Source organism: Rhizobium sp. 'Codium 1', from assembly GCF_020889605.1.
Classification (GTDB): domain Bacteria; phylum Pseudomonadota; class Alphaproteobacteria; order Rhizobiales; family Rhizobiaceae; genus Allorhizobium; species Allorhizobium algae.
In genome coordinates this window covers 20,954-37,352 of sequence record NZ_JAJGPW010000008.1, presented here as the reverse complement: position 1 = coordinate 37,352, position 16,399 = coordinate 20,954, and the positions used below count along the sequence as shown (strand labels likewise).

Sequence of the window (16,399 nt, the reverse complement as noted above, 5' to 3'; positions counted from 1 at the left end):
AGAGATTGCGATCCCGTTCAGCCGATCGCTCTCATTTTAGACAATGCGAAAATGATGCCGGCAACGCATGCTCACGCCCGTCCTCAGATCGAATGGGCCGCCCCGCCATCGACGCGCAGCATGGTTCCGGTGACGTAACTGGCCGGGACCGAGCAGAGGAAGGCGGCGGCGGCGGCGAATTCCTCGACCTTGCCCAGCCTCTGGGCGGGGATCGACTTGACCGAGGAGGCGCGGACCTCGTCGAGGCTGCGTCCCGTGCGCTTGGCGTTGGCGCCATCCAGCTCGTCGATCCGGTCCGTATGGATGCGGCCTGGCAGCAACATGTTGGCGGTGACGCCATAGGATGCGAGTTCGGAGGACAGTGTCTTGTTCCAGCCGACAAGGGCGCCGCGCAGGGTGTTTGAGAGGGCCAGATTGGGGATCGGCTCGAAGACGCCGGACGAGGCGACAGTCAGGATGCGGCCGAAGCCTTGTGTCTTCATCAGGGGCGTGAGCGCATTGGTGAGCGTGATGACGCGCACGACCATGGACTGGAAGAAGTTGTAGAGCTTTTCGGCGTCCATCTCCTCGGCCGTGCCGGGCGTCGGGCCACCGGTATTGTTGACGAGGATGTCGATGCCACCAAGCGTATTGTGCACCGCCTGCAGCATCTGATCGACGAAATGGGCGTCGGCGAGGTCCGCCACCACGTAATCCGCCTTGCCGCCGGCAGCCTTGATGGCGTCGACATTGGCCTTCAGCTTCTCCTCGGTGCGTCCGCAGATGAGCACATGTGCGCCTTCTGCTGCGAGCGCTTTCGCGATGCCGAGGCCGAGGCCGCGCGATGCGGCGAGAACGAGAGCGCGCTTGCCGGAAATACCGAGATCCATGATGGTGTCCTTGTCTGATGCAATGTGTCTTCGCGCACTCTATCGAGCGAGGCCGCGGACCGGAACCCCGACAATCAGCGCATGAACCGAAATCAGAACGGCGCCTTGCCCGGGTTGAAGAGCATGTCCGGATCGAGCATCGCCTTTATCTGTCGGGCGAGCGCCTGTTTCACCGGATCAACATGGGCGAGATAGGCCAAGCGCTTGTCGAGTCCGACGCCGTGTTCGGCGGAGAAACTGCCACCCGATGACGTGATGCCGGCATAGACGGCCGTTTCCGCAAGCGCCTTCAGGTCGATGGGCAAAGGGCCCGGGGCGGCAATGGCGATATGCAGATTTCCATCGGCGATATGGCCGTAGACATAGGCGTCGAGGCCGTTGCCGATGGCTGCGAGGCGTGCGGTGACATCGGCGACATAGACATCGAGCGAAGACGGCGGCATGGACACGTCGAAGGAGGGCGCGTTCGGGAAGGCCGCGAAGTAGAAGCCCGAATCTTCACGCAGGTCCCAGAATCGGCGCGCCTGGTCGGTCGTCTGGGCGACGATCCCGCCTTTCAGATCCGCCTCCTCCCAGAGATCGGCGAGCGCTTCCTCGAGCTGCGCGGTCGCTGCGTCCGCGCTGTCGCCGGAGACTTCGACGAGCAGCACGGCGGCATCCTCCTCCCGCCAGGAGAGGTCGAAACCCTTGACGCTCGCATGATCGCGCACGTAGCGCGGCCACATCATCTCTGCGGCTTCGAGCTGAAGCGTCGGGTGCCGACGCAAGCATGCAGCGACCTGCAGTGCACGGGCGGCATTCGCAACGCCGAGCAGAGCGACGGAGCGATGCGGCCGGATCGGTTCCACCCTCAGCACGACCCGCGTGACGAAGCCGAAAGCGCCCTCGCTGCCGATGAAAAGCTGCTTGAGGTCGGGGCCGGCAGACACCTTGACCACCCGCGTCATGTCGGAAAGGACCTCGCCCGTGGGCAGGACAACTTCGAGGCCGAGGATCTGGTGGCGCATGACGCCATTGCGGAAGGCGAGAATGCCGCCGGCATTGGTCGAGACCATGCCGCCGATCGTGGCCGAGCCACGCGAGCCGAGATCAATGCCGGTCGTCAGGCCATGCGGTGCGAGCGCCGCTTGGAGCGCTTCGAGCGTCACCCCGGCGCCCACCTCGACGGTTTCTTCTTCCGCGCGGATGGCGATGACCCGGTTGAGCCGGGCGCTGGACAGGATGACCTCTCCGGCACGGCTCACACTTCCCCCGACGAGGCCGCTCAGGCCACCCTGCGGAACGATCGCCACATGGTTGGCCCGGCAGCAGGAAATCAGCGCGGCAGCCGCTTCCGTCGAGGCGGGCTGCGCCATCACGCTGGCGTCAAGGTTCGCCGGGTCTTCGCCGGGATGTCGGCCGGCAAGGGCATCGGGGCCGAGGATCCGCAGGTCCCGATGCAGGCCGTCAAGGGCGCGGGCGAGGTCTGTCGGTGATAAAGTCGGATGCGAAGACATGCGGAGAGAGCCTGATCTGTTTGCGGCTTCTTCGCTGGAAATTCCGGTCGCCGCAAGTCATCCCGCTGTCATTCCAGACCTCTTCACGTCTCTCAGAGCTCTGCCGGAAAGCCCGGTGCGCGCAGGTCTGTGCCGGTCGCATCCTCCAGGAGCTTCACCACCTGCGATGACCAGGCGTCGCCGCCGTAGGCTGCGCGGGCACGGACGAAGGTCTGAAGCGCATGGGAGGCAAGGTCGAGCGGCACGCCGAAATCGCGGCCGAAGCCGAGCGCGAAGCCAAGATCCTTGACGGCGAGATCCATGGTAAAATTGATGTTGTAGCTGCCATTGAGGATCACCTGGCCCTCGGTCTCGTGCACGAAGCTGTTGCCCGAGGAGGCCTTGATGATGTTGAAGGCATCGGTGAGGTCTATGCCGCCCTTCTTCGCCAGCATCAGCGCCTCGCCGGTGGCGATCAGGTGGATGAAGGCGAGCATGTTGGTGATCACCTTGATCACCGAGGCCTTGCCGAGCGGGCCGGCGCGGAAGATCTGGTTGCCCATGGCCTGGAAGGCAGGGAGATGCAGATCGTAGAGATCGCTGTCGCCACCGATGATGACGGTGATTTCCCCGGACGCAGCCAGGTGGACGCCGCCGGTGACGGGAGATTCCAGCATGCGCACGCCGGCATCGGCTGCGATCTTGCCGAGCCGCAGGACTTCCTGCTCGTCGAGTGTGCTCATCTCGATCCAGGTGCCGCCGGGTTTGAGACCCTTGAGGATGCCGCGCTCTCCTGTCAGCACCCGTTCGCTGACCCTGGGCGACGGCAAGCAGGTGATAACGGCATCGGCGGCTTCTGCCACGGCCTGCGGATCTGCCGCGAAACGGGCGCCGGCGGCCAACAGTTCCTTGGCGTTGTCGGGGTCGAGATCGTGAACGATGACGGAGAAGCCGCCGCGCACGAGGCTGCCTGCGAGATGGCGGCCGAGATGACCAAGCCCGATAAAACCGTATGTAAGTGCCATGTATGAGTTCCCCTGCTGGCGTTTTGTCGAGAGACTGCGATAAAGCCGCAAGCTGTTCAAAGGCAGATTTGGGCCAGCGACACCAGATGACGCGGAGAGAACAGGTCCGCAGTATTTTTTCTCGCCGTCATGGTCATCCAGTCTTGCTGCATGGCCCCGCCTGATGATGAGCGCTCCAGTGCAGCCAGTACCCCGATCGGCCTCCTGCCCAGACAGCATGCCGCGGGGCGCAATCGACAGATTGACCCTTACGTGCACGTAAGATATTCTGCGACTTCACACCGCCCTGCCGGAATTTGCGCCTCGGCGCGTCGCGCTTCGGCTCGACAATCCGGCTGGGTTTTGTCAAGGAGGAGGGCGGAAAGCACCGCCTGGCGAGGAACGACCGATGAGCACCGAGATGGAACTGCCTGAACGCGAAAGCATGGAATTCGACGTCGTGATCGTGGGCGCAGGCCCGGCGGGTCTGTCGGCGGCGATCCGGCTGAAACAGGTCAATCCGGACCTGACCGTCGTCGTGCTCGAAAAAGGCGCCGAAGTCGGTGCGCATATCCTCTCCGGTGCCGTGGTCGATCCTGTCGGAGTCGACAAGCTGATCCCCGGCTGGCGGGAGGAAGCCGACCATCCGTTCAAGACGGAAGTAACCGACGACCAGTTCCTGTTCCTCGGCCCCGCTGGCTCGGTCCGTCTGCCCAATATGCTGATGCCACCGCTGATGAGCAATCACGGCAATTACATCGTTTCGCTCGGCAATGTCTGTCGCTGGCTCGGCGCCCATGCGGAAGCGCTCGGCGTCGAAATCTATCCGGGCTTTGCAGCAGCGGAAGTGCTCTACAATGACGAAGGCGCCGTGATCGGTGTCGCAACCGGCGACATGGGCGTCGAGAAGAACGGCGAGCCGGGCCCGGCCTACACGCGCGGCATGGAACTGCTCGGCAAATATGTGCTGATCGGCGAAGGCGTGCGCGGTTCGCTCGCCAAGCAATTGATCGCCAAGTTCGATTTGTCGCGCGACAGCGACGTGCAGAAGTTCGGCATCGGCCTCAAGGAGCTCTGGCAGGTCAAGCCCGAGCACCACAAGCCGGGCCTCGTGCAGCACTCCTTCGGCTGGCCGCTCGGAATGAAGACCGGTGGCGGCTCCTTCCTCTATCACCTTGAAGACAATATGGTCGCAGTCGGTTTCGTCGTGCACCTGAACTACAAGAACCCCTATCTCCACCCGTTCGAGGAATTCCAGCGCTTCAAGACCCACCCGGCGATCGCGAAGACCTTCGAAGGCGGCAAGCGGTTGTCTTATGGCGCCCGTGCAATCACCGAGGGCGGCTACCAGTCCGTGCCGAAGCTTTCCTTCCCCGGCGGCGCGCTGATCGGCTGTTCCGCCGGTCTCGTCAACGTGCCCCGCATCAAGGGCAGCCACAACGCCGTGCTTTCGGGCATGCTGGCGGCGGACAAGATCGCGGCCGCAATCGCTGCCGGTCGCGCCAATGACGAGCCGATCGAGATCGAAAACGAATGGCGTTCGACCGATATCGGCAAGGATCTGAAGCGGGTGCGCAACGTCAAGCCGCTCTGGTCCAAGCTCGGCACAGCGCTCGGCGTCGGGCTCGGCGGCCTCGACATGTGGATGAACCAGTTGCTCGGCTTCTCCCTGTTCGGCACGCTGAAACATGGCAAGACCGATGCGGAATCGCTGGAACCGGCGGCAAATCACAAGCCGATCGCCTATCCGAAGCCGGATGGTGTGCTCACCTTCGATCGTCTCTCCTCGGTCTTCCTGTCCAACACCAATCATGAGGAAGATCAGCCGGTCCATCTCAAGGTGAAGGACATGGACTTGCAGAAGCGCTCCGAACTCGAGGTCTATGCCGGTCCGTCGACACGCTACTGTCCGGCGGGCGTCTATGAATGGGTCGAGAAGGACGGTGACCAGACCTTCGTGATCAACGCCCAGAACTGCGTCCACTGCAAGACATGTGACATCAAGGACCCGAACCAGAACATCACCTGGGTGCCGCCGCAAGGTGGCGAAGGGCCGGTCTATCCGAACATGTAAATGTTTGGGAGCCGGACCGCACGGACCACCGTAGAAGTGTCCGGCGATGGCCCGGTCTATCCGAACATGTGAGTAGAAAAGGCGGTCGAGAGGCCGCCTTTTTCATTGCTCAAATATGCATGAGCGCTGCACGGACGCTGCCTCTTCTTCGCCATCTATCTTAACGGTCATCCGCGGATTTAACCCGCCATTAACCATGAATTTCTAGGCTCACGGTAACGAATCGCTTTGCCGAGGACCTCTGAATCATGACCATTTCGCGCCGCGGTCTCCTGTTCGGTCTGCCGCTATTTCTGGCCGGTTGCCAGTCCATGCCCAACCAGCAAGCCATGTATGGTGACGTGCCGGACGAGCCGCATCCGCTGAAGAAGGTGCCGATCGAGAAGATCAAGCCGGAGCTGCGCCGGCAGGAAGTGGCCTATGAAACGTCGCATCCGGCCGGAACGGTTGTCGTCGACACCCCGGCTCGGCGGCTCTACTATGTGCTCGGCGATGGTCGCGCCATGCGTTATGGCATCGGTGTTGGACGCAACGGCTATGCGCTTGCGGGCAATGCCTATGTCGGCCGCAAGGCCGAATGGCCGACCTGGACGCCGACGCCGAACATGATCCGCCGCGATCCGGAAAAGAATCTGAAATATGCGGGCGGACTGCCCGGCGGCCCGAACAACCCACTCGGTGCGCGCGCCATGTATCTTTATCGCGGTGGCAACGACACGCTGTTCCGTCTGCATGGTACGAATCAGCCCTGGTCGATCGGGCAGGCCATGTCTTCCGGCTGCGTGCGCATGATGAACCACGACGTGATCGACCTTTACGAACGTGTGAAGGTCGGCTCCAAGGTCATCGTCATGCAGGCCTGATCGCACCGTCGATCCGTTTGATCCCATCTCGTGGCGCCGGTCTCCGATCGGCGCCACGTCTCTTTGAATACCGCGTGGCGAGGGCCCGTAACCTCTCACGTATACTCACGTCTGCGAAATCGCTCCTTTTGCCTCGCGACTTTGCCTCAATCTCCCCGCAATGAAACTTTTCGGCGCGCTTATGCGTCGAACCTCCTGTTGACACTGTGTCGACCAAGTCCAACCGGTTCGAGCCTTTGCGCGACCTCCGGCTGGGTCTAAGTGGGAACAGACGTGCCGGGCTCCGGCCGCGTCTAGGATTTGAGAAAGGATTTTACATGGCTCGCGATACGAACGCCGGAATGTCGGACCTCGGCGGTTCCCAGATCGAGGCAACCCTCCAGCTTCTCGACGGCAAGTGGAAGGGCGTCATCCTCCACCATCTCCTGCGTGACGAGGTCCTCCGCTTCAACGAAATCTGCAAGCGCCTTCCGGCGATCACCCACCGCATGCTCTCGAAGCAGCTGAGGGATATGGAACTGGCCGGGCTCGTCGCCCGCACGGTCTATCCCGTCGTGCCGCCAAGGGTGGACTATTCGCTGACCCCGCTCGGACGCAGCCTCGAGCCTGTCATCCAGGCGATCGGCCGCTGGGGTCAGGAGAATCTTGTCTCCGTCGAAGGTGGGGCACCAAAGCCCAGTCTGCACCCGGTCGGCAGCGCCGCAATCATGCGTTCTGCCGCCTGAGCCCCTGAGGGCTCCGCGTAATCAACGCCGAGACAGAAGGCCGGTGGACAAGAGGACGCCCAGCCCGGTGACGAGAGCCGCCACAATGGTCGCTGTACCAAGGGGTTCCGAAAGGAAGAGCGTTCCACCGATTGCCGCTGCCACCGGCGTGATCGCCGTATAGGCTGCGGCCTGCGTGCCGCCGAGGGTTCGAACCGCAGTGCCGTAGAGCAGCGTTGCGACAAGACCGGACAGGAGGCCCTGCGTGACAGCCTGCAAGGCAATTTCCCCTGCAGGGGCCGAAAGGAATTGTGTGCCCACGAAAGGCAGGGCGGCGAGGTTGAAGATCGTCGACCAGACGCAGATCAGCGCCGCACCCTCGAAGGCATTGAGACCGCTGCGCCGGAAGGCATGCGTGTAGACGGCCCAAAGGGTCGCCCCGATCGGCAGGATGACGAAGCTGATCCAGCCCAGTCCGTCGCCACCGAGATTGCCGAACAAGAGGACACCGCCGCCCGCGAGAATTGCCAGCATGCCGAGCTTGCGCCAGCGGTCCGGCTTCTCTCCGAGAAACAATATCCCGATCAGGGCAACCGCAAGCGGCATCAGTCCCGGTAGCAGGACCCCGGCCGCAGACGCAGGTGTGTGGCGCAAGCCGAAGGCGACGATCTGGAAAAAGGGCGCCCCGGATCCGAGGACCATCAGCGCAAGCGCGCCTGTGGCGCCCTTGGGAAAGAGGCCGGTTCGCCACCAGACCGGTGCAAGCACCAGCGCCGGAATGCCATAGCGCAACAGGCTCAGATCGACCGGCCCAAGTCCGGCGCCGACGCTGTGGCGGGTGGAGACCAGCCAGGTAGCCCAGATGAGAACGACGGAGAGTGCGGACAGGGCACCAAGCGCCGAGCGGCGCGAGTCGGGGATGGGAGAGACGCCGACGATGGACATGCTGGGCTCCAGACGAGTTCGTTGCCGCTATTCTACGGCTGCCGATCAGGCATGTCCTTGCCATTTTTGCCCCGTGGCGATAGGAAAATGGCAGAATTCGTCAATTATTTCTCCGAAAATGATCACTTATGCCAAAGCTGGACAAATTCGACCATGCCATCCTGGGGCTGCTCCAGGACGATGCACGCACCACCAATGTCGAGATCGCCGACAAGGTTGGGCTTTCGCAATCGCCGTGCCTGAGGCGGGTTCGCCAGATGGAGGAGAGCGGCATCATCAGGGGATACCGCGCCGATCTTGATCGCCGCGCGCTCGGGCTCGAACTCACCGTCTTCGTGGCCTTCAAAGTGGCCCGGCACACCCGGGAAAATGCGGACACGCTGCAACAGGCCCTGCTCGACATCCCAGAAGTGGTCGCCTGCTACATGACATCGGGTGAGTCGGATTTCCTGGCGGAGGTCGTTGTGGAAAACCTATCCGCCTATGAGGCACTCTTGACCGAGCGGCTTCTCGTCCTGCCGAATGTCACCGACATCCGGTCGAACTTTGCCATCCGGAGCATCAAGACCGGGGCGCCGCTGAAGCTTCCCGCGCGATCCTGATGACAGGATGGAAAGCGCCGTATCACCGAACCGGGTTTGCTCGAGGAAGAGGCACTCAGGCCCGTGCCGGCTTCTTTTCGAGCGCCACCGAAATTACGAAGATGATCAGGCCGAAGGCCGAGAGAACAGCGCCGACATAGCCGGTGGCGCCGTAACCATAGCCTGCCGCGATGACCAGACCGCCAAGCCATGCTCCAAGCGCATTGGCGATGTTGAAGGCAGAATGGTTGGTTGCGGCGGCGAGCGTCTGGGCGTCGGCTGCGACATCCATCAGCCGCGTCTGAACGGCCGGGCAGGCGGCAAAACCGCAGCCTGTCAGGAAGACGCAGACACACAGCATGACGGGATTGTGCGCTGTCAGCGAGAAGACGGTCATCAGCACGATATTGAAGGCGAGCATGCCGCCGATCGTGCCCTTCAGCGAATAGTCTGCCATCCGGCTGCCGACGATGTTGCCGACATTCATCCCGATTCCGAAAAGGGCGAGAACCACGGCAACCATGCTGGCCGGGAGGCCGGCCGTATCGGTCACGGTCTTCGCAATATAGCTGAAGATCGCGAACATGCCGCCGAAGCCGACGGCGGCGACACCGAAAGACAGCCAGACCTGCAGGCGACCAAAGGCCGACAATTCGCGGCGAATGCTCGCACCTTCGGCCACTTCGTCCTTCGGCAGGTAAAGCGCAATCAGCGCCACCGTGATCGCGCCGATTGCAGCCACCATCAGGAAGGCGGCCCGCCAGCTCATTATCTGGCCGAAAAACGTGGCGATCGGCGTGCCGATCAGGGTGGCAACGGTGAGACCCAGCATCACGCGCCCGACGGCCCGCACTCGACGATGCGGTGGGGCCATGGATGCAGCCACCAGGGCTGCCACGCCAAAATAGGCGCCGTGGGGCAGGCCCGTGACGAAGCGAAGCAGCGTAAAGGCCGAGAATTCGGTAGCAAGGGCGCTGGCGAAATTGCCGATGGCGAAGAGACCCATCAGCATCAGAAGCAGCGTCTTGCGCGGTAGCTTGGCGGCCAGCGCCGCGATGATCGGTGCGCCGATGACAACGCCCAGCGCATAGGCGCTGATCACATGGCCGGCCTGGGGGACAGTCACGCCATAGGTCTGAGCAACCTCCGGCAGCAGGCCCATGATGACAAATTCGCCGGTGCCGATCCCGAATCCACCGGCAGCGAGCGCCAGTTCGATGAGAAGCACGGTCGCGGCGGTCGGTGCTTGTGGCTCTCGCCTATCGGTTTCGAGAAGCTGTCCCAGCGGCGAACAATCGGTCATGCAAATACCCTGCGCGCCGGCGCGGAACACGTGGCGCAAATGCTTCTCGAAGAAGCGGCTATGGAAGAAAGGCCCGAAAGCCGGCTGAAATGGGAATCGTTGCGTATCATATCGATCTGCGCTGCGGCAAAGGCTTTTGGCGCAAACCTTGAAAATGGCTGAAACGCTATTGATCTGTGCTCCAGAGAAACTTTTCACAGGCCGGGGCGTTTAGCGCTCTGGCCTGTTCAGGCCGCGAAAGGGCGAGATGAAGATCAAGGCAGTACTCAATCGCGACGGTGGTACCTTCAAGACCACCGACATGAAGACCTATTGCGAGAAGGCCATCCATGCCTTTGCCGCAAGGGGGCATGAGCTCGACTGCACGGTGGTGGCCGGGGACGAAATCGTCGAGGCGCTGGATCGGGCCGCCGAAACGCCAGGGATCGAGGCCATGCTCGCCGGAGGTGGAGACGGAACCATTTCGACCGCGGCGGCCGTCGCCTGGAAGGCGAAACTGCCGCTCGGCGTCATCCCGGCCGGCACGATGAACCTCTTTGCCCGGTCGCTGACGCTGCCGCTCGACATCTGGAAGGTGCTCGACGTGCTCGCCAGTGCCCAGATCGCCGATGTCGACATCTCGACCGCCAATGGCCGCCCCTTCGTCCACCAGTTTTCCGCCGGTCTGCATGCCCGGATGGTGCGCATGCGCAACCAGATGGATTTCGCCTCCCGTCTCGGCAAGATGCGGGCGAGCACGAGTGCTGCCTTCGGCGTCATGCTCGATCCGCCTCGCTTCGACGTCGTTTTCGACATCGATGGGGACGGCAAGGGCGAGGAGCGCCCGGTCTCGGCGATCTCGGTCTCCAACAACCCCCTGGGCAACAATTCGCTGTTCTTCGCGGACCGGGTGGATACGGGCAAGCTTGGCGTCTATGTCGCCGATCCGCTTGAGCCGACCGGAGTGGGCAAGCTCGCCTTTGACATCATCAGAGGCAAGTTCAAGGAGAATGACGCCGTGACTGCATCCACGGCGCAGAAAATTCTTCTGCATTTCCCGAAGCACCGCAAGGGAGCGGCCTGCGTGCTGGACGGCGAACTGCTTCGCATGCCCGCCGACGTGGAGATCAAGATCCATGCCGCAGCACTGAAAGTCCTCAAACCTCAGCCGGTGGCCTGAGGGAAGGGCGCCCGGAACAGCCCGGGCGCCATTGCTCTCAATGGCTGAAGGCCGCCGCGATCAAGTCGCGTGTGTAGTCTTCCCGCGGGCGTTCGAAGATCTCATCGGTCGCCCCCTGTTCGACAATCTTGCCATTTTTCATGACGATCACATGGTCCGACATCGCCTTGATGACCGAAAGGTCGTGGCTGATGAAGACATAGGACAGACCATGCTTGTCCTGGAGGTCGCGCAGAAGTTCGATCACCTGGCGCTGGACCGAACGGTCGAGTGCGGAGGTCGGCTCGTCGAGGATCACCACCTTCGGCTTCAGGATCATCGAGCGGGCAATCGCGATGCGCTGCCGCTGTCCACCCGAAAACTCGTGCGGATAGCGATTGCGGGCCGCCGGATCGAGGCCGACTTCCTTGAGGGCGGCGATGGCGCGGGCGTCCCGCTCGGCCCGGCTGAGCTGGGGCTCATGCACATAGAGGCCTTCGGTGATGATTTCGCCGACCGTCTGGCGCGGCGAGAGCGAGCCGTAGGGGTCCTGGAACACCAATTGCAGCTGTTTGCGGAAGGGGCGCATGCCGGCCCGGTCGAGGCTGGTGATGTCAGCCGTCTCGAAGCGGAAGGCGCCATCGGCTGCAAGCAGCTTCAGCAGAGCCCGTCCGAGTGTCGACTTGCCTGAACCGGATTCGCCGACAATGCCAATCGTCTGCCCCTGACGGAGCCGGACGCTGACCTGGTCGACCGCCCGGAAGGTGCGGTTGGGGCGCAGGAACCCACCGCTGCCGATGTCGAAGTCGACAGTCACGTTGCGCCCTTCCAGAACCACCGGAGCATCGTCTGCCGGGGCAGGCTTGGTACCTGTCGGTTCGGCGGCAAGCAGCATTTTCGTATATTCATGCTGGGCACTGCCGAAGATCGCGTCGCGGCTTCCCGTTTCGACGATCTCGCCCTTGCGCATGACGGCGACCCGATCGGCGACATGCCTGACCACGCCGAGATCGTGTGTGATCAGCACGATCGCCATGCCGAACCGCTTCTGCAGGTCGGCGAGCAGATCGAGGATCTGCGCCTGGATGGTGACGTCGAGTGCGGTCGTCGGTTCGTCCGCGATCAGCACGTCCGGCTCGTTGGCCAAGGCCATGGCGATCATGACACGTTGCCGCTGGCCGCCTGACATTTCGTGCGGATAGCTGTCTATGCGCCGCTCGGGATCGGGGATGCCGACCAGTTTCAGGAGCTCGAGGACGCGGGCACGCGCCTCCGTCTTGCTCATGCCCCGATGATGGATCAGCGGCTCTGATATCTGCTTGCCGATCCGGTAAAGCGGGTCGAGCGAAGTCATCGGCTCCTGGAAGATCATGGTGATCTTCGCGCCGCGCACCTGATTGAGCTCGCGCAGCGGGAGGCCGACAAGGTTCTTGCCGCCATAGACAGCCGTGCCACTGACATCGCCGTTCTTGGCGAGCAGGCCCATGATGCCCATCATCGTCTGGCTCTTGCCGGAGCCGCTTTCGCCAACGATAGCGAGCGTTTCGCCCTTCTTCACCGAAAAGCTGATGCCCTTGACCGCCTCGACTGTCCCGTCGGGTGTCGCGAACGTCACCTTGAGGTTGGAAACGTCGAGCACGGTTTCATTGTGTGTCTTGTTGTCCATGCTCATCGGTCCTTCGGATCCAGTGCATCCCGCAGGCCGTCGCCCACGAAATTCAGCGAAAACAGTGTCGTCACGAAGAAGATTGCCGGGAAGATCAGAAGCCAGGGTGCGTTCTGCATGCTGGCGGCCCCTTCCGAGATCAGCGTGCCCCAGCTGGCGAGCGGCGCCTGAACACCAAGGCCGAGGAAGGACAGGAAGCTTTCGAGCAGGATGACCTTCGGCACGATGACGGTGACGAAGACGATGACCGGGCCGATCGTGTTCGGGATGATGTGGCGGCGGATGATCTGCCAGTCAGTCAGGCCCAAGGCTTCTGCAGCACCAACGAATTCACGGCGCTTGAGGGACAGGGTCTGGCCGCGCACGATACGGGCCATTTCCAGCCATTCCACCGCCCCGATCACCAGGAAGATCAGGATCACCGATCGCCCGAAGAAGACCACGAGCACGACGACCAGAAAGACGAAGGGCAGTGAGTAGAGGATCTCGACAATCCGCATCATGATATTGTCGACGCGCCCCCCGAGATAACCCGAGGTCGCGCCATAGATCACGCCGATCCCGAGCGAGACGAGGCTGGCGGCCAGGCCGACGGCAAGCGAGATTTGCCCGCCGAGCATGACGCGGACCAGAAGGTCGCGGCCGTTCGAATCCGTTCCGAAGGGGAAATAGGCCTGATCCACATTGCCGGAGACGGTGATGGTGCGACCGTCCGCCGATTGCTCGACGACTTCCGAATTCTTGAATTCGTTGTTGCGGTCGAAGTAGCGGATGGTGCGAGGATCGATTTCCGCATCCGCGCTGATCACGGCGGTGAAGAGACCATCCTCGACCGAAAAGCTGTCGAGGGTCACTCTTGCCCGCTGGGCAACACTTTCGGCAACTTCCTGCAGGGTCTCGGGGTCGGGCCGCGGCGAGAGGCTTGGCGGCACGCTGACATAGGACGAAAAGACCTGGTCGTAGCTGTGCGGCACAAAGAGCGGGCCGGCAAAGGAGAACAGCGTGATGAAGACCAGAAGCACGCAGCCGGTGATGGCGGCCTTGTTGCGGCGGAAGCGCATCAGGGCGAGCTGAGCCAGGCTGCGCCCGGTGATTTCGACTTGAGGAGAAAGAGCGGTATCAGTCATTGCGAACCCTCGGATCGAGCAGGCCATAAGCAATGTCGACCAACAGGTTGAAGACGATCACGAACACGGCAACGAGGATGACGGTGCCCATGACGAGGGGATAGTCGCGGTTGAGCGCGCCGAGCACGAAGTAGCGGCCGACACCGGGGATGGTGAAGATGGTCTCGACAACGGCCGAGCCGGTGAGCAGAGCCGCAGCGCAGGGCGCGAGATACGAGACGATCGGCAGCATTGCGCCGCGCATGGCATGCGTGACGACCACGACACGCGAGGGCAGGCCATAGGCGCGTGCCGTGCGGATATGGTCGGTGTGCAGGGCCTCGATCATCGCGCCGCGGGTGAGGCGGGCAAAGACGGCGAGCTGCGGCAGCGCCAGCGCCGTGACCGGCAGGATGAGATAGCGCAGCGAGCCATCGCCCCAGCTGCCGGCCGGCAGCCAGTTGAGGATCACCGCAAAGACAAGCGTGAGCACCGGACCGACGACGAAATTGGGAATGGTCACACCGATCGTTGCGAAGGACATGACCGCGAAGTCGATCGTGCTGTTTTGCCGGAGCGCTGCGACCGTGCCGAGCAGGACGCCGCCGATCAGCGCGACCAGAATGGCGATGCCGCCGAGCTGGATCGAATAGGGCAGGGCCTTGCCCATCAGCTCCGAAACGGTGTTGTCCTTGTAGATGAAGCTCGGTCCGAGGTCGCCGGTGACGGCATTGCCGATGTAGCTCAGATACTGGCTGATCAGCGGCTGGTCGAGCTTGTAGGTGGCCATGATGTTGGCCATCGTCTGGGGCGGCAGGGGCCGTTCCAGATTGAAGGGACCGCCGGGCGCAAAGCGCATCAGAAAGAATGAAATGGTGACGACGATGAAGATCGTCGGGACGGCGCTCATCAGCCGCCGGAGTACGAAGGATGTCATGTCCTGCTCCTGAGAGGACGACGCGCGGCCAAGGAGCCGTGCGTCGTCCGGTCACGTGACGAGATTATTCAGCGACGCGAAGGAAGCGGCTGAGATGCTCGTTGGCGGCATTGTCCTGCCAGCCGCTCACGCGGTCGGAGACCAGCCACAGATTGGCCGTGCTCATCAGCGGGGCGATGGGCTGGTCACGCATCAGGATGACTTCGGCATCATGCATGATCTTCTTGCGGGCTTCGGCATCACCCTCGGCGTAGGACTTGGCCATCAGCGCGTCGAATTCCGGATTGTTGTACTTGCCGTAATTGAACGAGGTGTTGGTCGAGACATTGAGGGCGAGGAAGTTTTCCGCGTCTGCGTAGTCCGAGACCCAACCGGCACGGGCGACATTGAAGGCGCCGCCTTCCTGCAGATAGGCATAGTGCGAGGCGACGTCGAGATTGGTCATCGTGACGCTGGCGCCGAACGTGTTCTTCCACATGTCGGCGACAGCCGTCGCGACACGCTCGTGGTTCGGGTTGGTGTTGTAGCGGATCTCGATGGCAAGCGGCTTGCCGCCGTCACCATAGCCGGCTTCCTTCATCAGTTCGATCGCCTTGTCTTCACGGTCGAGCTGCGACATTTCGGCGAAATCGGCCTTCGCCGCCTCGTAGCCGCCCAGACCATCCGGAACGAGCGAATAGGTCGGCAGCTGCGCACCGGAGTAGATTTCCTCGGCGAGGAAGTCGCGATCGACGGCCATGGAAAGCGCCTGGCGAACGCGCACGTCGCTATAGGGCTCCTGGCGGGTGTCGAAGACGTAGTAGTAGGTCGAGGCGGATGGCGAAACGTGAACCTGCTCGCCGTAGCTTTCCTTCAGGCGGTCGATCTGGTCGGCCGAGAAGTTGTAGACGAGGTCCATTTCCTTGGCTTCGAAACGGCGCACGGAGGCGGCCTGATCGTCGATCGGGTAGAACACGACCTTGTCGATCTGAGTGTTGGCGGCATCCCAGTGGTGTTCGTTCTTGAGCACGACGAGGTTGTCGTTCGGCACATGGCTTTCCAGCTTGTAGGCGCCGTTCGACACCATCACGCCCGGCTTGACGAAGTCCTTGCCGTTCTTTTCGAGGCTGGCCTTGGAAACGGGTAGGGCAGTCTGGTGGGCGAGCAATTCGAGGAAGAACGGAGTTGCGCGCTCAAGCGTGATTTCCAGCGTCTTGGCATCGACGGCCTTCGCGCCGATCTCTTCCAGCTTCGCTTCACCCGTGTTGGCCTTTTCGGCATTCTTGATCGGGTAGAGGATGTTGGCGTATTTGGCTGCGGTTTCCGGGTTCTGGACACGCTGGATCGAGAAAACGAAATCCTCGGCGGTCACCGGCGAACCGTCGGACCAGTTGGCGTTTTCGCGGATCTTGAAGGTGTAGACCGTGCCGTCATCGGAGATGGTCCAGCTTTCCGCCGCGCCCGGAACGATCTCGCCCTTGGCGTCGTAGATGGTCAGACCTTCATAGAGATCCTTCAGAATGAAGGCTTCGATATCGATCGATGTGTTGGCCTGGTCAAGCGTCTGCGGCTCGCCCGAATTGCCACGGTGAAGTACGACTTCGGCCAGCGCCTGGCTTGCGCCAAACATCAGCGAGGTCAGAAGGAGAGAGGTGCCGAGCAACCGGCGCGTCTGTATGGACATTATTTGAACTCCCAGTTCACGTTAACGGAAATGGACAGAAGGATATTCCCGCCGGGGTAGCAAGCCGCATT

At 62.3% G+C, this 16,399-nt stretch carries 14 protein-coding genes; 5 read left to right on the top strand and 9 right to left on the bottom strand.

The window, feature by feature from the left end:
* Nucleotides 1-83: 83 nt before the first annotated feature.
* From LJE98_RS17610 to LJE98_RS17600, 3 genes are all read right to left on the bottom strand, one after another.
* On the bottom strand, nucleotides 84-869 hold the full coding sequence (locus tag LJE98_RS17610) for an SDR family oxidoreductase (RefSeq protein WP_229576517.1): 786 nt from the start codon (nucleotides 867-869) through the stop codon (nucleotides 84-86).
* Nucleotides 870-961: 92 nt separating this feature from the next.
* Complete coding sequence (locus tag LJE98_RS17605; protein WP_229576516.1) at nucleotides 962-2,365, bottom strand: FAD-binding oxidoreductase; 1,404 nt, start codon at nucleotides 2,363-2,365, stop codon at nucleotides 962-964.
* A gap of 92 nt (nucleotides 2,366-2,457) precedes the next feature.
* On the bottom strand, nucleotides 2,458-3,369 hold the full coding sequence (locus tag LJE98_RS17600; protein ID WP_229576514.1) for an NAD(P)-dependent oxidoreductase: 912 nt from the start codon (nucleotides 3,367-3,369) through the stop codon (nucleotides 2,458-2,460).
* Nucleotides 3,370-3,757: 388 nt separating this feature from the next.
* Between LJE98_RS17600 and LJE98_RS17595 the strand changes: the two genes are divergently transcribed.
* From LJE98_RS17595 to LJE98_RS17585, 3 genes are all read left to right on the top strand, one after another.
* Nucleotides 3,758-5,422, top strand: a complete 1,665-nt coding sequence (locus tag LJE98_RS17595; protein ID WP_229576513.1) for an electron transfer flavoprotein-ubiquinone oxidoreductase — start codon at nucleotides 3,758-3,760, stop codon at nucleotides 5,420-5,422.
* 248 nt (nucleotides 5,423-5,670) lie between these two features.
* Nucleotides 5,671-6,285 carry a L,D-transpeptidase gene (locus LJE98_RS17590; protein WP_229576511.1) on the top strand — a complete coding sequence of 205 codons (615 nt, stop codon included), beginning with the start codon at nucleotides 5,671-5,673 and terminating at the stop codon, nucleotides 6,283-6,285.
* A gap of 317 nt (nucleotides 6,286-6,602) precedes the next feature.
* On the top strand, nucleotides 6,603-7,010 hold the full coding sequence (locus LJE98_RS17585; RefSeq protein WP_229576509.1) for a winged helix-turn-helix transcriptional regulator: 408 nt from the start codon (nucleotides 6,603-6,605) through the stop codon (nucleotides 7,008-7,010).
* Nucleotides 7,011-7,031: 21 nt separating this feature from the next.
* Here LJE98_RS17585 and LJE98_RS17580 read toward each other — a convergent pair whose 3' ends face one another.
* Nucleotides 7,032-7,934 carry a DMT family transporter gene (locus LJE98_RS17580; RefSeq protein ID WP_229576508.1) on the bottom strand — a complete coding sequence of 301 codons (903 nt, stop codon included), beginning with the start codon at nucleotides 7,932-7,934 and terminating at the stop codon, nucleotides 7,032-7,034.
* 128 nt (nucleotides 7,935-8,062) lie between these two features.
* On the opposite strand from LJE98_RS17580, the gene LJE98_RS17575 reads away from it, so the two are divergent.
* The gene (locus LJE98_RS17575; RefSeq protein WP_229576507.1) at nucleotides 8,063-8,536 is read left to right on the top strand and encodes an Lrp/AsnC family transcriptional regulator; all 474 of its coding nucleotides are present in this window, start codon (nucleotides 8,063-8,065) and stop codon (nucleotides 8,534-8,536) included.
* 55 nt (nucleotides 8,537-8,591) lie between these two features.
* On the opposite strand, the gene LJE98_RS17570 is transcribed toward LJE98_RS17575, so the two are convergent.
* Complete coding sequence (locus LJE98_RS17570) at nucleotides 8,592-9,818, bottom strand: MFS transporter (RefSeq protein ID WP_229576506.1); 1,227 nt, start codon at nucleotides 9,816-9,818, stop codon at nucleotides 8,592-8,594.
* A 247-nt stretch (nucleotides 9,819-10,065) separates the two neighbouring features.
* On the opposite strand from LJE98_RS17570, the gene LJE98_RS17565 reads away from it, so the two are divergent.
* Nucleotides 10,066-10,977, top strand: a complete 912-nt coding sequence (locus LJE98_RS17565; protein WP_229576505.1) for a diacylglycerol/lipid kinase family protein — start codon at nucleotides 10,066-10,068, stop codon at nucleotides 10,975-10,977.
* A 37-nt stretch (nucleotides 10,978-11,014) separates the two neighbouring features.
* Here the strand turns inward: LJE98_RS17565 and LJE98_RS17560 are convergent, their stop codons facing one another.
* The 4 genes from LJE98_RS17560 to LJE98_RS17545 form a co-directional block, all read right to left on the bottom strand.
* Entirely contained in the window at nucleotides 11,015-12,622 is a 1,608-nt protein-coding gene (locus LJE98_RS17560; protein ID WP_229576504.1) for an ABC transporter ATP-binding protein, read from the bottom strand.
* Nucleotides 12,623-12,624: 2 nt separating this feature from the next.
* Complete coding sequence (locus LJE98_RS17555) at nucleotides 12,625-13,749, bottom strand: ABC transporter permease (RefSeq protein WP_229576503.1); 1,125 nt, start codon at nucleotides 13,747-13,749, stop codon at nucleotides 12,625-12,627.
* The gene (gene oppB / locus LJE98_RS17550; RefSeq protein ID WP_229576502.1) at nucleotides 13,742-14,665 is read right to left on the bottom strand and encodes an oligopeptide ABC transporter permease OppB; all 924 of its coding nucleotides are present in this window, start codon (nucleotides 14,663-14,665) and stop codon (nucleotides 13,742-13,744) included. Before oppB ends, LJE98_RS17555 begins: the two co-directional genes overlap by 8 nt.
* A gap of 64 nt (nucleotides 14,666-14,729) precedes the next feature.
* On the bottom strand, nucleotides 14,730-16,328 hold the full coding sequence (locus LJE98_RS17545; RefSeq protein ID WP_229576501.1) for a peptide ABC transporter substrate-binding protein: 1,599 nt from the start codon (nucleotides 16,326-16,328) through the stop codon (nucleotides 14,730-14,732).
* Nucleotides 16,329-16,399: the final 71 nt, after the last annotated feature.